General features: G+C 55.7%; 8 protein-coding genes. 4 read left to right on the forward strand and 4 right to left on the reverse strand.

All coding sequences use genetic code 11. From position 1 onward, the window contains the following. The first annotated feature begins 136 nt into the window (after positions 1–136). The 3 genes from JFL75_RS15605 to JFL75_RS15615 all read left to right on the forward strand — a co-directional run bounded on the left by JFL75_RS15605 (position 137) and on the right by JFL75_RS15615 (position 10834). Entirely contained in the window at positions 137–4828 is a 4692-nt protein-coding gene (locus tag JFL75_RS15605; protein WP_215627604.1) for a beta strand repeat-containing protein, read from the forward strand. Continuing rightward, positions 4825–8550: a beta strand repeat-containing protein gene (locus JFL75_RS15610; RefSeq protein ID WP_215627605.1), complete on the forward strand. Its 3726-nt coding sequence runs from the start codon at positions 4825–4827 to the stop codon at positions 8548–8550. The genes JFL75_RS15605 and JFL75_RS15610 overlap by 4 nt, the downstream gene beginning before the upstream one ends. Positions 8551–8647: 97 nt before the next feature. Continuing rightward, a complete protein-coding gene (locus JFL75_RS15615; protein WP_215627606.1) occupies positions 8648–10834 on the forward strand; it encodes a right-handed parallel beta-helix repeat-containing protein in 2187 nt (728 codons plus the stop codon). A gap of 1 nt (position 10835) precedes the next feature. On the opposite strand, the gene JFL75_RS15620 is transcribed toward JFL75_RS15615, so the two are convergent. Beyond that, complete coding sequence (locus tag JFL75_RS15620) at positions 10836–11837, reverse strand: radical SAM protein (protein ID WP_215627607.1); 1002 nt, start codon at positions 11835–11837, stop codon at positions 10836–10838. A 423-nt stretch (positions 11838–12260) separates the two neighbouring features. Between JFL75_RS15620 and rbp the strand changes: the two genes are divergently transcribed. Further along, positions 12261–12560 carry an RNA-binding regulator gene (gene rbp, locus JFL75_RS15625; protein WP_215628628.1) on the forward strand — a complete coding sequence of 100 codons (300 nt, stop codon included), beginning with the start codon at positions 12261–12263 and terminating at the stop codon, positions 12558–12560. 33 nt (positions 12561–12593) lie between these two features. Here the strand turns inward: rbp and JFL75_RS15630 are convergent, their stop codons facing one another. From JFL75_RS15630 to JFL75_RS15640, 3 genes are read right to left on the reverse strand one after another with little or no spacing between them, the layout of a single operon-like run. Continuing rightward, on the reverse strand, positions 12594–13874 hold the full coding sequence (locus JFL75_RS15630; protein ID WP_215627608.1) for an L-cysteine desulfidase family protein: 1281 nt from the start codon (positions 13872–13874) through the stop codon (positions 12594–12596). Between the two features lie 26 nt (positions 13875–13900). Next, positions 13901–14719, reverse strand: coding sequence for a carbohydrate ABC transporter permease (locus tag JFL75_RS15635; protein WP_215627609.1), 819 nt, complete (start codon positions 14717–14719; stop codon positions 13901–13903). Then, complete coding sequence (locus tag JFL75_RS15640) at positions 14716–15597, reverse strand: carbohydrate ABC transporter permease (protein ID WP_215627610.1); 882 nt, start codon at positions 15595–15597, stop codon at positions 14716–14718. The genes JFL75_RS15635 and JFL75_RS15640 overlap by 4 nt, the downstream gene beginning before the upstream one ends. Positions 15598–15675: the final 78 nt, after the last annotated feature.

Genomic DNA, 15675 nt, shown 5'->3' on the forward strand with positions numbered 1-15675 from the left:
GAAAATATCGGTAAAATCTGGATAATAGACAATATCGGCAAAATCTTTAAACAGTGATTCTTGGCATAAAAATGTAATTAATTGAGATTCTCTATTTTCTGTGGTAAAATACTGTATTATTTTGCCTGGAAAAGAAATGACAGCAAACCGAAACGAATACAGCATAGCTGCCGCATGTACTCTTCTTTTCTTGTCATGTTTTTTATCCGGCTGCGATCTGTTCAACCTGTCGGCGCCGGATTATATAGATAAATATACCACATCGGTGGTCGCGGAAGACCCTTCCCTCCACTCAGACCATTTTACTGAAGCTCCGGCGGACCCAAAGAATATCAAGACCATCGAACCTATAAATCCCGGGGACGATCCCGCCGTGGTACGGGTGCGGCTGATGAACGCCGCCATGCATTCACTGAACCTTACCCTGTACCATACGGCGGGCGACGGTTCCCGGACCGCTATCGATCCCTCGGTGGCTGCTCCGGTCATAGCGGATTATAAAACCGTATATATTGAAATCCGGCAGGCGCAGCTGCGGGATTCATTCCGTTTTTACCTTGATGTGGAAGCGGCGGATGAAACCAAACGAAAATTCGACGCGGTTACCGCTTTTCCCCTCATCGTCTGCAATATCCCGCCGGAACCGGCGGCGGAGCTGCGGGTGGACACGGCTGTCCCGGCGGGCGGCCCCGCGGTGGCGAACTGGGAGATGTACGTTACCGGGGATCACGATGATGTGGAAGAGGTGGTGCTGCAGTTCCAGAAGGGGACTCCCCAGGGGCCAGAAAAAACCAAAGAGTATGTGTACCGGTACGATACGAATACCGGCCGGTGGCGGTGTTCCGACGGGAACCTGGAATTGTCCTCCTTCGGGGCCGGTACGTATCCCAATTATGTTGTCTATTCCCGGAACTTCCCCATGAACATGGGATCGGACCCGCTGGAGCTATTTGACTTCTGTATAACCCTGCGCAATACCTACGGATTTGAGAAGATCACCGCTACACCGGGATTCGATCTGGACCAGTCTCCGCCGGTAACGGTCTCCCGGCTGGCTGCCCAGAACGATGAATACCTCGACCGTATTCCCATTGTCCTTTCTGCGGAAAAGAACGGAGTTACCGCCGACCGGATCCGGTACCGGGTAAACGGCGGTTCCCCGCAGTATTACGCCGGTCAGTTCTGGGCGTATTCCGGTGACAGCCTCATCGCCTGGTCCGAAACCACGGGCCACATCGATTCCAGCTTCACCATGGAAACCATTACGCTTAACAATTACATATACGTATCCCCCTCCGAAGGCGCCGCGGGCAACGACGGCTGGTCCCGGAAATCCCCGGTGGCGAGTTTCAGCGACGCTAAAACGAAATGGGAGGGCGTCAACGGGACGGCCCGGTACCGGTATATGCTGCTGGAGAACATTACCCAGGCGAACGCCTCGGAAGTGACGGACGGTTCAAATTTATTCAACCTGAATAATCTGGGAATTGCCTCGGGAGAACTTGTCCTGGTGGGTGACCCCCTGGCCGTTTCGCCCATAACGATCAATGCCGGCAGCGGAACACGCCGGGTAATGGCCCTCAGCGGCGCCGGGCTTACGGTTTCCCTCCGGGACCTCGTTCTCACGGGCGGGAATACCACGGGCAACGGCGGCGGGATACTGGTAAGCGCCGGCGGCCTGGTATTGGGCAGCGGTACGGTGATCCGGGGCAATACCGCGGGGGACGGCGGCGGTGTCTATATAACCGGCGGTACTTTGGAACTGCGGGACGGCGCGGTTATTGAAAATAATACCGGCAACTTATCCGGCGGCGGTGTGCATGTCCGTGAAACGGGTGTTTTCGCCATGTCCGGCGGGATTATCCGGGGGAATGAAGCAAAAATATCGGGGGCCGGCGGCGGCGGTGTTGCCGTGGCTGACGGTACCGGTACGGGCACCAAATTCACCATGACCGGCGGTACCATCAGCGGGAATTACGCGAGCAACAGCAGCGGATACGGCGGCGGTGTGCTGCTGTTTGTAGGCGTCCTCGGTTCGGGACCCACGGAATTTACTATGCAGGGCGGCAGCATAGAGCAGAACTGGGCGGGCTACGGCGGCGGCATCCTTGTGACGTCGGAAAACAGCGGCCAAATGGCTGTGTTTACCATGAGCGGCACCGCAAAGGTTACCGATAACGGCCGGCGGAATGGGACCGTTGTAACGAAACGCGGCGGCGGCATTGCCCAGCTGGGATTAACCCGGTTCAACTTTAATAACGGGACCGTAACCGGGAATTATTCGTCCGAAGCCGGCGGCGGGATTTTCGTTACCGGTGTTACATCGGCCGCAACGAATCCGGCGGCGTTCTCCATGAGTAACGGTACGGTGAACGGCAACTCATCCGCCATTGGCGGCGGGATCGCCGTGTATCAAGCTGTCAGCGCGATAGTATCCGGAGGGTCCCTTTCCGGAAATACCGCTTCCGGCAGCGGCGGCGGGCTTTATGTAAAAGACGGCAGCAATTTTACTATGGAAGGCGGAACCATAGGCGGTACTCCCAATACCGCCGCCTCCGGGGGCGGGGTATTTATTGATACCAACGGAGCCGTATTTATGACCGGCGGCAGAATACAGGGCAATACCAGCGGCGGCGGCACCAATGAAGGTGTCCGGATCGAAACGAGTACCGGTATATTCCAAATGAGCGGATCCGCCCGGGTGGCTGAAGATAATGTTGTGTATGTTAACGGCACCGACACCGATTTGTTTGGCTTCCGAATCGGTTCAGCCGGCTTCAGTCCGTCGGGATCGACGGACACCATAGCCCGGATACAGCCGAAGTCGTATCTGACCACCGATCCGGTTATTATCCCCGGGGACGGCGCGGACGCCGGAATTATCGAAACGTACTGCCGGCGCTTTACGGTGGTTCCCTCCGGGGGTAACAACTGGTCGGTCAGCAAGACCGGATATCTCGTGGTGAGTACGGTCATACAGGCTACCCTGACCCGGGGGATTCCCTACCTTTCTTTCCCCTCGGATCCGGTGACGTATATTCCCGGAGGCCTGCCTCCGGAAATTTCCGTAACCGGCGCGGCGGTCCCGGGGAACGCCCAGTGGAGCGGCTGGCTTTTGAATGCGTCCAATACGCGGATAGGCCTGGCGGGGAGCACGGGCTCGTCATATACCCCGGACATCAGCGCTCCCGCCGGCCAGTACACCGCGGTCATCGTCCTGCGCATGGATGGCATAAGCTACACCGGGAGCTTTATCCTCACCGTTGGGACCGGCTCCATTACCTACAGCCGGGGAGTGACCAGCTGGTCCGAACTGCAGACAGCCGTTGCGGGCCTTCCGGCCAATACTTCGGCGTCCTTCACCATCCTCGATGATTTGACTTTCACTGGGACTATCTCTGTGGGTAACGGCAAAAAAGTAACCCTCCTGACCCCGGACGGGAGTACCAAGACGATAAAACGGGGAAGTACGGCGGATTCCGCGTTTGAGATTACAGCCTCCGGAGAGCTTTCCATAGGCAGCTCCTCCGGTATCCTGCGGATAGACGGTGATAAAACTTCTTCAGGAAACAGCATGCTCATTTCCGTCACTGCGGGCGGCATCTTTACTATGTACAGCAACGCGGAACTCGCGGATAACAAAAGAAGCAGCAACGGCGGCGCGGTCTCCGTAAACGGCGGTACCTTCAATATGCATGGCGGAACAATTACGGGATGTACCGCGAGCAGCATGTATGGCGGGGGCGGTGTCTATATGTCCGCCGGAACGTTCACCATGCATGGCGGGACTATTTCCGAAAACCAGGTCACCGCCACCGGTACCAACGCGGGCGGCGGCGGTGTCTATGCGGCCGGCGGGACTTTCACCATGTACGGCGGGACCGTCAGCGGCAACAGTGTATCCGTAGGGACCGGCGGCGGGGGCGGTGTCGCCGTGGCGGGGCAGGCTTTCGGGACCGCGCAGTTTATAATGCGCGGCGGCAATATTACCGGGAATACCGTGACCGGCACCGGTACTGTCAGCGGCGGGGGCGGTGTCTATGTTGTCTCAAGAACCGGCGACGGCAATAAAAATGCCGAGTTTATTATGCACAACGGGAGTATCAGCAATAATACGGTTACCAGCAGCAGTACATTTTCAGGCGGCGGTGGTGTCCTTGTTACCCAAAGCAACAACGCGGATACCGCTGAGTTCATTATGCACGGGGGAGAAATAACGGGAAATACTGCCACCATCACCAGCGGTGCCTTCACCGGCGGCGGCGGCGTCCATGCCAGGAACGCCCGGTTCATTCTTAACGGCGGAACCATCAGCGGCAATACCGCGGCTCTTGCTTCCGGTGTTACGTCATCCGGCGGCGGCGGTATTTTAGGCGGCGGCGGGGATACCGGACGGGTTGTATATATCGAAATGAACGGCGGGACCGTCAGCGGCAACAGAGTCACCGGCGGGAGCGGCGGGGGCGGCGGCATATATTTTCTCGACGGCAGTCCGCTCCTTGCCGGAGGATCGGTCGTGTCAAACCAGATAGATTCCGGAAATTCCGGTTCGGGACTGTATGTAAATAACGGGTTAACCATCAATGGTGACTTCTTCGTGGGACAGGATAATAATGTTTATCTGCGGGATTATAAATATATAACTATAGGCGGTACCCTCTCGCCGGCTGGCGGTATTACCGCTTATATAGTACTACAGACACCAAGCGCGGGAACCAAGGTTCTTGCCGGGGGGACGGGATTGCTTACCGCCAACCACGGCAGGTTCCGGTGGGTTGACGGCGATACCATTAAAACCATAAATCAGATTGGGGAAACTGAAGGATGAGTACGAATAGACGAGCCGGAATAATTCAGTACGCGGCGCCTCTTCTGCTGGTCCTGCTTTTGTGTTCCTCCTGCCGCAACTTGTTTACGGATAAACCCGCGGATTCTCCCGGAACGGGTTCCGGACAGCCGAGTGCTTCCGGCGAAGCGGTGCTCACCATCCGTATCGGGACGGATCTTTTTTCCGCGCCGGATCTCCGGGACGATATGTCCCGGACCGCTGTTCCCGGAAGCCTTCCGTCCCTGGCGGGACAGATAAAACGGTTCGACGTAATGGTGTATTCCGAATCCGGCGGGGGTTTATGCGGGAGCGGGAGCAGTACCGCAATTACCGGAACCGAAGTGCGGGTCCCCGTGTCGTTTGACTTCATACCGGCCTCCATGAAGATAGCCGTGTACGGCATGGACGCGTCGAATACGAAAATTGCCGAGGGATACAAAACCGGGGTGACCTTTGCCGATCTTTCCTCATCCCTGGTGGTCTACGCCGGAAATGTCCGTACAGGCACGGGATCCATTGATCTTACGGTTCAATTCCAGGACATGACCGGGGTCAGCCAAATCACCATGGTAACCGCGGAATTGTACAGCAGTGAGGAAGATGTCTTCGAGAATCCGCCTGTTTTTTCGCAGATCTTTTCTCTGACCGGGCCGGGGGCAGGTATAACCGCCGGAGATGCGGGGTTCAACAAAATCAATTTTTACGCCAATGACATAGAGTCCGGTGAACGCTGGCTGGTGCTGTGCTTTCTGCGGAGTGACGGCCGGGCCATACGGACTATGGTCGAGACGATCCATGTTTTCGGCGGGGTCACCACCGACCGGTGGATCGGCAGTACCCCGGATTCCCTGCTTTCTTCCCTTAAATATACCGAAAGTGATTTTATCTCATCCAATACAACCCTGGCGGACATAACCATGGAATCCGGCGGAATCGATACGGTCAATTTTTCCGGAGCGTCTTTTTATTCAGTAAGCAGAGCCGCTCCCCTTTCGGTTTCCCTTTCCCTGCAGCTGGCTGTTTCGGGACAGACCGTTGCCGTAACCTACAACAATGCTCCGGCGGGGCTCATGATCGGTTCTCCGGGCAGCGCCCTGCGGTACCAATGCTCTGAAAACTCTTCCGGCAATCCGTTGAAGGAATTTACCCTTGCCGCGGGCTCGCACCAGTTCCGCATTACCGTGACCGCCCCGGATGGCATTACGAAAAAGGATTACATTGTTGAATTCTGGATTGGGAGCGGCGTCCCGGAAACGGTGTACCATGTGGGAGCCGGGCAGGATTACCTCACCGTTCCCGCTGCCCTGGCTGACATAAAAACTGCCTATCTTAATAACTGGCCCGGCGGAACCGGGGCCAACGCCAGTCCCGCGTATATCATTATCCATGGAGAGGTTTCCCATAGCAGCAGTATTGCTATTACCGATTCCGCAATGTATTCATCATTCCCTCCATTAATATTCCGGGGGGCAACGGGCAGCCAGGAACATATAATTAATAACGGCACAAACTTCGGGTTGGATATTACCAGCGCTGATGTTTCCCTTAACGGTGATCTTATCCTCAAGGGCCGCCCCGGTGTCGTTATCAGGGGATCCGGAGTTTTTACCATGAACGCTGGAACCATACAGGGCGACGGAATAGCCAATTCCAATGGAACTGGGGTTCTTACTAACGGGGATTCGACCCGTTTTATTATGAACGGCGGAATTATCCAGGGATTCAGCATGACGTCGGACCGCAGCGGCGGTGTCCATTTGCCTTCCGGTATCTTTATTATGAACGGCGGTACGATCCGCAATAACACCACTGCCGGGAACGGCGGCGGGGTGAATGTCGGTCAGTACGGCAGATTCACCATGAACGGCGGAATCATCAGCAGCAATACCGCGGCTTCTTCCGGCGGCGGGATCGCGGTCTACGGTGATACCGCAAACCAGGCATTGTTCACCATGACCGGAGGTATGGTAACGGGTAACAGTGCCGACAGCGGCGGCGGTGTATACGTGTATAACAATGCGGATATGACCATGACCGGAGGGACCATCAGCCGTAACTGCGCCGAATCGGCTTCACCGTTCAGCGGCGGCGGCGGTGTGTATATGTATAACAACGCGGATCTGACCATGACCGGGGGAACCATCACCGGAAATTGGGCGGTTGGGGCCAGCCGTGAACAAGGCATCGGCGGCGGGATCTATGCTATTGCGGCTGCCGGCGGCCCTGTTTCGGTAACCATCAGCGGAAGCGCCCTGGTCGCGAATAACGGAAAAGACACTGCCGGAATCACAAAGACCCATTCCGGCGGAGGAATATTTTTGAGGGATTCCGCCACCGGTACGGCGCGGCTGACCATGACCGGCGGAGCAATTTCCGGAAACGCCGCCGCCGAAAACGGCGGCGGACTATACATCGATAACGAAAATACGCCAGACACCGTTTCGATAACCGGCGGCCGGATAGGCGGGGACAATACCGGCACGGGCAACAGCGCTGTCTGGGGCGCCGGAATCTATGTAAACAACGGAACTGTTGCCTTGGGAACAAGCGGCGGCAGCGGCACGGCTCCGTATATACAGTACAACCGCAGCGGCGGCGGCGGGGGCGGAATACAGATTCAGGATTACAACGCGAAACTGGTGATGAACCACGGCACTATCCGGAACAACAGCACCTCGGGTATGGGGGGAGGAGTTCTGGTGGTGGGTACCGCTTCTCTCAGCCTGAAGCTCTATATGTTAGGGGGAAGCATCATCGGCAACGACGCGTCCCGGGGCGGCGGCGTCGCGGTCCAGTCGGGTCAGTTTGATCTGGCCGGGGGCAGAATCGAAGGGAACTGGGCCTACGGAGACGGAGCAGCCGACAGCGCTGCCGGCAACGGCGGCGGTATATGGATAGGCAATACCGCGGAAGAAGATATAGGAAGTTCCACGCTTTCTATTTCCGGATCAGCAATGGTAACGAATAATGGCAAAAACGCATCCGGTACTGCTGTCACCGATCACGGCGGCGGTATATACATTACCAGCGATGTAGGGTCAAAGTCTGTGACGGTTACCATGTCCGGCGGTTCCATCAGCAATAACGCGTCCAATTTCGGCGGCGGCGGCGTATATATTCAGGGTGATGCGGCACCGGGAGCGGCCTGGTCCATGGTCGGGGGCACCATTACCGGCAACACCGCGTTATACGGCGGCGGTATGTATATCAATAAAGCCGGGGCCGCGGTAACCTTAAGCAACAGCAACGCCGTGATATCAAATAATAAAACCACCGGAGCCCACGGCGGCGGTATAGCTATCAGCAATGGTACCTTTACCCTCAACTACGGGAACATAAAAGACAATACCTCCGGAAGTACCGGCGGCGGTGTGGATGTCCGGGGGATTTCCGGAAAGTTCAGATTTTACAACGGATCTATACTCAATAATACCGCTAAAACTGACGGCGGCGGGGTCAGCCTTTACGGCGGCGGCAACTGCTATATTACCGGTACGGGGGTTATACGGGAAATAAGCGGAAACAAAGCGCAAAACGGCGGCGGAGTCCGGATTTACGTTGACAGCCGTATGACCGTGGAAGATGCCTTTTCAATAACCGGGAATCACGCGTTCGGAATTGGCGGCGGTCTGTATAATACCGGTCTAGTTACCGATACGTCTTCCCTGCTGTCGGTAACCGGCAATACCGCGGATCAATCACACCCGAATTTATTCCCGTAACTTTATTTACAGGATCTGCTTCTTGAGGATGTGTTTTTTGCTAAAAACGTGATATATTTTCAGTAATAACCATCAAAATTTCGTAAAGCAGACAGGTATGAATTCACATAAATCTAAAAACCTCCGTAATTTTCTTTATTTAAGTTTTATTCTGAGCTTCTTTTTCTCCGGCTGCAACCTGTTTAACCTCTCGGTGCCCGAGTATATTGATGAAAGTCTCAGCATCCGGGGTATGCGCTGGCAGTTTATAACCTCCGGGGAAAAGTTTCCTGCAAACGACGAGATCTATGCCATGAGCCCCGCCGAGCCGGGAAGCCCTGCGCGTATCAGGGTCTTCCTCAGTAATCCCCAGTGTCTGGACCCGGTTTTCCAGCTGCTCCGGGAAAACAGTGACGGATCATTCTCCCCCATCCCGCCGGGAGCCGCCGAGTTGCGGGTGGCCGATGATCTGAAATCGGTTGAAATCAGTATACTCCAGGCTGATCTTGGGGATGTGTTTAAACTGCAGCTCGAAATACAGGACAGCTTCGGGCGCAGCTACAAACCCTATGTCTTTCCCAAAATTGTCTGCCACATTCCCCCGGAGCCGCCGGTGAACCTCAACACCTATGATGCCTTCGGCGGCGCCGGGACGGTCACGGTTGCCTGGGAGATGAACTGCGGGTCCCTGTTCCCAAATCTCGACTTCGTCACCATTCAATTCCGCAAAGACGGAAACCCTGTCGGTTCAGGAAGTACCTACTACCGTTCGGGGAATTCCTGGACCGACCGCGACGGAATAGTCCTTACCCAATCCGGCGCCGGAGTGCTTGATGGCTATGAGCAGTATATTCTCGACTTCCCGGTAAGTCAGGTCCTGGGGGAGGATATTTCCAGGTTCAACTATTCCGTTACCCTCAGCGACACCTACGGTTTTACGGCAAACGGAAAAACCACCTGGTACGGACTGGACCAGTCCGCCCTGGTGGGGATTACCCTTAGCAGCGAAATCGACAACGACCGGGAACTCATCACCCTTCACTGTAAAGAATCCGTGGATGTTATTAAGTACCGGATTGACGGCGGAGGAGAACATATCTACGGATCTCCCTTCTATCTATATGCGGGGGAAACCCTGGAATGCTGGTCGGAGACGGCGGACCATTTCGCGTCCCCCCGTACGGTATGGAAAACCTCCATGCGGAATTACGTGTATGTGGACCCCGCCGGAGGCAGCGATACCAACGGCGGATGGAGCCGGAACACTCCGGTGAAGACCATCGATAGAGCCCTGGTTCTGTGGAGCGGGGAGTCGAGCTCTCTGACCGCGCGGATCATGCTGCTGGGGGATATTACCGGCTCCTATACTCCGGGAACCAATGGATTGGTGGAATTTGATCAGTTTTCCAACATGAGCAGTTTCGTGCAGAATGGGCTTATTGTTTCCGGGGATAAACGGGTCGGGAGGCCCGTCAGAATTGACGCCTCGGGAACGTCCCACCGGGCTGTATATCTTAATTCTTCCTTGGTATCGCCGCCGCCGCCGCTGCCGCGCGTCACCCTGCGGAATCTGGAGATCACCGGGGGAACCGCCGTGGGTAACTACGCCACGCCCCGCGGAGGTGGTATATTCAACCTCGGAGGAACCCTCTACCTCGAAGACTGTGATATCCATGGCAACAGAGGCGAAAAGGGCGGCGGCCTGTATATCGATACTGCCGGTAATATAATGATTGAAACAGGCACGACCCGTATCCGCAACAACAGGGCTACCGATGGGATCAGTGATACCAACGGCGGCGGGGTCTTTATCAGTTCGATGGGCGCTTTTGAAGTAAAAGAAGACGCCCAGGCTTTTATTACCGGGAACACCGCTGGTGATGGCGGCGGCTTTTATTTGGACGGCGGAAGGCTCACGCTGCGGAACGGCTCGGTATACAATAACACCGCGAGTTCCGGTTTTGGGTCCGGAGTATACCTTGATAAGTATAGTTCCTTCCAAATAGGCAAAGGGGCGGTGGTAGCATCCGCGGACCGGACTTACCTGGACAGCGGCGCCTCCGTCAGCAGATTGGGGAAGGCCCTGTCCCCGGAAACAGCCAAGGACATGGACGGCAATACGGGAAGGTTTACCTATTCCCTGCTGCTGCAGCCGGCTGATGAAACCTCCGGAACCGTGGTCCTGACCGGAGGATCTTTTACAGCCCAGGATCTCAATAAAATAAAAATTATCCTGTCGGGACTAGAGAAAAATGGATCGGACGCAATCGAACTAGTCGGTACAGAGGGTAAAATCAAGCCGTGATTTATTGTACGAATCCGTCTTTCCAGTGCCATACCGGCAGGGACAAATCCGATGAAAAGGGGTTCCGCCGGTTAAAATCCGGGAGCCAGTCCGAGCCGGGGACGAGTTCCTGGTAAAAACCTTCTTCAATGCCGAACTCATCCAGCCAGCCGAGGACGGTTTCGTATTCCTGTTCCTCCACATAACGGCCTGGGGCCTGGCTGTTATCGCCCTCCCGCTGAACCGGGGTGTACTGCATCATCAGGGAGAGCAGGGCCTTTCCCATGGCCCGTTCGGCGTACCATCGGAGTACTTCCCGGGTGGAATCCAGATGATCCGGAAGGACCAGGTGGCGGATCATGGTTCCGGAAACCAGCACCTCGGTACTGTCTCCGCCGGAAGCGGAACCCCGGGCCGGAGCCCAGCGCAGTTCCCGCAGATCCATCATTTTCTCAACAGCGGCCTTGGCCGCTTCCGGGTAATCCGGGGCTTTAAAAAAACGCCCAGCTATACCGCTGTCCAGGGTTTTGAGGTCCGGCAGGAACACGTCCGCGGTATCCCTCAGCAGATCCAGGGCAGAAACACCCTCATAGGCCGATGAATTCCAGAGAACCGGCAGGCCAAGACCTTTCTCCCTTGCGGCTTTTATCCCTTCGGCAATCGCCGGGACAGCGTGGCTCCCCGTAACAATGTTGACATTTTCCGCCCCGGCTGCCTGCAGTTTCAGGCAGATCCCCGCGAATTCATCCGAATCCGTAACCCGGCCCATGCCGCACTGGGATATCTGCCAGTTCTGGCAGAATGTGCAGCCCAGGGTGCAGCCGGTTATAAAAACCGTTCCCGAGCCACCGTTTCCGGTAACCGGCGGCTCTTCCCCCCGGTGGATGGATGCCGAAGCGATTCTGAGATCCGCGGTTTCGCCGCAGTAACCCAGAGCTCCGGCAGTCCGGTCGGTACCGCAGCCCCGGGGACAGAGGCGGCAGGATCTGTAGGCAGCAAAACTGTCCGGGAATTCCTGTTTCATGGCCCCATCATAGGGGGAAAGGGGATTTTTCACAAGATTTACCGCCGGAGGCGGCTATGTTAGGGAGAATTTCCGATAAATTTACTTCATCAAAAAAAGAAAATAGTTGAAGGTGCCGAAAACTTCTCTTGACTTTTTCCCTGATATCCAGTTACAATACATCCAACGAGTAGGAGAACCTAAGACGTCAAAGCTATCTTTTCAACATGCTATTGTCCCTTCTGAAATTTTTGGATCCTGTCTTCCCATGGCTTTTGTTCAAAATACACAGATTACATCCAACTGCACATATGAAAGGTCCGCTCTGTCCACATCTCTGCTCAGCCCCGTTGGTTAAAGCCTTTGCTTTTCGATAACGGGTACGCGCTTATCCTGGATAGGCGGAACATGAAAGCCCCGGAAAACCGGGCAAAGGAAGCCATAATGGCAAAAAAACTCTATGTAGGCAATCTCTCATACCAGACTTATGAAGATGCCCTCCGCAATCTCTTTTCCTCTTTCGGAAATGTGGAATCAGTAAAAATCATCACCGACCGGGACACCGGCTATTCCAAGGGCTTCGGCTTTGTGGAAATGAGCACCGATGAAGAAGCCCAGGCTGCCATCAGCGGCACCAACGGCCAGGAATTCGAAGGCCGCACCCTCAAAGTAAACGAAGCCATGGACAAGCCTCAGCGCAGTGACCGCGGCAACGGCGGCGGCGGTTACGGCAACCGCTGGTAATACGAAAAAAAGCAGCCTTTTAGGCTGCTTTTTTTATCGCTTGTTTCCCTTTTCGAGCATAATCTCCAGGACCGTTTTATCCAGGGGTACCATACCGTCGTGGGAGATTCTCTCTATAATACCGAGGGTGCTTTCCATGGATTCACCGATGATACCTTCGGAAGAAGGAACCGATCGGCCGGTCAGAGCCAGCTGCACGCCCATGGCGGCGGCCTCAACACAGGAATAAATCTTAAGGGCGCAGCTGCTTTTAGCGCCGTCACAGAGAATTCCCGTCAGGTTGCCGACCATATTGTCGATGGCCCGGGTAATATCGTCCGTATTGCCGCCGAGCAGCCGGATAAATCCGGCGGCGGTTCCCATGGCCGCGGTAAAGGCCCCGCAGAGAGCCGAAAGCCGGTCCTTGCGGTAGGTCACCATCAGGGCGGTAAGGTTCGCCAGGCAGAGAGCCCTGGCCAGATCCTCATCGCTTTTTTTAAGACCCCGGGCCAGCACTATTACGGGAACCGCGATGGTGATGCCCTGGTTGCCGCTTCCCGAGTTTATGACCACCGGCATGGAGCAGCCAGCCATCCGGGCGTCCGAAGCCGCCGCGGCCAGAGCCGCTCCCCGGCGGAACAGTTCTCCCGGAGCGGCGCCTGCCTGCTCCCGCAGCATGGCTTTTCCGACGCCGATGCCGTAGCCTTTTTCCGCGGAATGTTGCGCAATCGACAGATTTGTTTTTGCCGCGTCTATAAGAAAGGCGATATCTTCCAGCGGAACACTTCCGGCGTATTCCCATATCAGGGGAAGTTTGAGCAGCTCCAGGGCTTTCGTTTTTTCCGGATCAACCGATTTATCTCCGGCGGAATCGGCGCCCCGGGATACGATGCTTACCTTATGGTGTTCGTCCCGGACCCGGGCGCACGCGGACTGTCCTCCGGCTTCCAATTCAACTTCAATAAAAATCGGAGGAACTCCCTCGGCCAGTTCCAGACGGACCGATCCGCTGTTCAGGTAGGCCGCCGCTTCGGCTTCCTGTTCCGGGGACACATGGGACAGAAGGCTGAGGCTTTCTGTCGGGTCAGCCCCGGAAATACCCAGGGCTGCGGCCGCGGCGATTCCCTTTAACCCGGTATTGGGAATACCCACATGCATGGCGTTTTTGATGATATCCCGGCTTGCCCTGATGGTGATTTTTTCCGGCCTGGCCCCGAGTTCTTTCCGGGCCGCGGCTCCGGCTAGGGCCGCCGCTGCCGGTTCGGTGCAGCCCATGGCGGTGATGAGTTCCTTTTTAAGAAGGCCGGTAAAAAATGTTTTGGCGGTCGTATCCATGTCTATTTCCTTGGGGTGAATTTCCGTTATCCCTTTGTGCTGCCCAGGGTCAGCCCCTCAATCTGGAAGCGCTGGAGGAAGAAATACGCCAGAATAAGGGGTACCACGGCGATGGTGGTGCCGGCCATAATAACCGGCCAGGGCGTCGAAAGGCCTTCGCTTACGGGCAGCATGGCAATGGCCGGCATGAGGGTGAATTTTTCCCGGCTCCGCATAAAAATGAGGGGCCAGAAAAAATCGTTCCACCGGGCGATCAGCGAAAGGGCGCCCCAGGACGACAGTGCCGGAACGATGACCGGACTCACGATCCGGGTGAAGATAGCGAATTCCCGGCAGCCGTCGATCCGGGCGGATTCTATTATTTCATCAGGGAACGAACTGATGTACTGGCGCATGTAGAAAATGCCGATCGCCGTAGCGGCCCGGGGAATGATGAGGGACCACAGGCTGTTGATAAGTCCCAGCTTCCGCATGATGATGAAGGTGGGCACCACTCCGGTTTCCGGCGGAATAAGCATGGTGAAAAGCAGCAGCATAAAAAGGAAGTTTCTTCCGGGGAATTTGTATTTTGCAAACCCGAAGCCGCCTAAGGCGCAGAAAAAAACCGTGAGTATGGTACCGATTACCGCGGTAAACATACTGTTCAGGAAATTCTGAACCAGGGGAATCAGCTGCGCGACCCGGGCGTAATTGGCGAACCCGCTGGTCCGGGTATACCCCGGGGGAACACTCAACGATGTAGCGATCATCCACACCAGCGGAAAGATCGAGACGGCGCATAGCAGAAACGCGAGGGAATAAATGAGAACCGCGGTGCCCCGGGGTCTGTGTTTTATGGTGCTCATGCTGACCCCCAGATACCGCCGGACTGATTTTTCATTAGCCGGGCCTGAACCACCGACACCAGCAGCAGCACCGCCGTGAGGGCGTATCCTATGGTCGACGCGTATCCCATTTTGAATATCCTGAATCCGTTTTCATACATATACTGTACCAGCGACAGGGAAGAACTGCCCGGGCCGCCTTTGGTGAGCACGTAGGGTTCGTTGAATACCCGCCAGGATTCTATTGAAAGGGTAATGGCGCTGAAGAACAGGATGGGCGCGACGCAGGGAATGGTGATGTAGATAAAGCGTTTCGCCGCCGACGCTCCGTCAATATACGCGGCTTCGTACAGTTCCGGATTTATGCCGATCAACCCGGAATAAATGATCATCATGTACCATGGGGCATTGCGCCATACAATGAGCAGCAGCACCGGCAGTTTTGACAGCCCCGTGCTTGTGAGCCAGGGCAGGGGATTGATACCGAAAAAACCGAGGATCTGGTTAATAAAACCCCGGTCGTCAAATAATATTGAAAATACCAGAGCCGCGGCAACGCTGGCGGTAATGTGGGGGATGAACAGTGCGGTCTGGAAATAATTTTTCTTTTTTAATCCTCCGTATGCCAGGAGCGACGCAAGCATAAACGCGATGGGAAGCACCAGGATGAGGGAAAAGAACCAGTAGTACAGAGTATTAAAGAAAGCGTCCCTGAACATGGCATCCCGGAACAGCATGGTGTAGTTTTCCAGGCCGATAAACTTTGTCGGGCCGAGGCCGTTCCACTGGCGGAAGCTGAGCCAGAAGGACCACACCATGGGAACAAACTGGAATACTATAAACAGTATGAAGAAGGGCGCTATAAACATATAGGGAGCGGCGTATTTCCGCAGTTTCATATACGGCACCTCGCAGGAAAGTAAGCCCGCGGCGGCGGAAAACAATCCGGCCGCCGCGGGTAACCGTACCGGATGGTA

It is taken from the genome of Breznakiella homolactica (genome assembly GCF_016616095.2).
In the GTDB taxonomy this organism is placed as follows: domain Bacteria; phylum Spirochaetota; class Spirochaetia; order Treponematales; family Breznakiellaceae; genus Breznakiella; species Breznakiella homolactica.

Excerpts from the sequence above, each read along its gene's own strand:
- JFL75_RS15620 (WP_215627607.1), bottom strand. The coding sequence starts at position 11,837 with ATGAAACAGGAATTCCCGGACAGTTTTGCTGCCTACAGATCCTGCCGC.
- JFL75_RS15630 (WP_215627608.1), bottom strand. The coding sequence starts at position 13,874 with ATGGATACGACCGCCAAAACATTTTTTACCGGCCTTCTTAAAAAGGAA.
- JFL75_RS15640 (WP_215627610.1), bottom strand. The coding sequence starts at position 15,597 with ATGAAACTGCGGAAATACGCCGCTCCCTATATGTTTATAGCGCCCTTC.
- JFL75_RS15635 (WP_215627609.1), bottom strand. The coding sequence starts at position 14,719 with ATGAGCACCATAAAACACAGACCCCGGGGCACCGCGGTTCTCATTTAT.
- JFL75_RS15610 (WP_215627605.1), top strand. The coding sequence starts at position 4,825 with ATGAGTACGAATAGACGAGCCGGAATAATTCAGTACGCGGCGCCTCTT.
- JFL75_RS15605 (WP_215627604.1), top strand. The coding sequence starts at position 137 with ATGACAGCAAACCGAAACGAATACAGCATAGCTGCCGCATGTACTCTT.
- JFL75_RS15615 (WP_215627606.1), top strand. The coding sequence starts at position 8,648 with ATGAATTCACATAAATCTAAAAACCTCCGTAATTTTCTTTATTTAAGT.
- rbp (WP_215628628.1), top strand. The coding sequence starts at position 12,261 with ATGGCAAAAAAACTCTATGTAGGCAATCTCTCATACCAGACTTATGAA.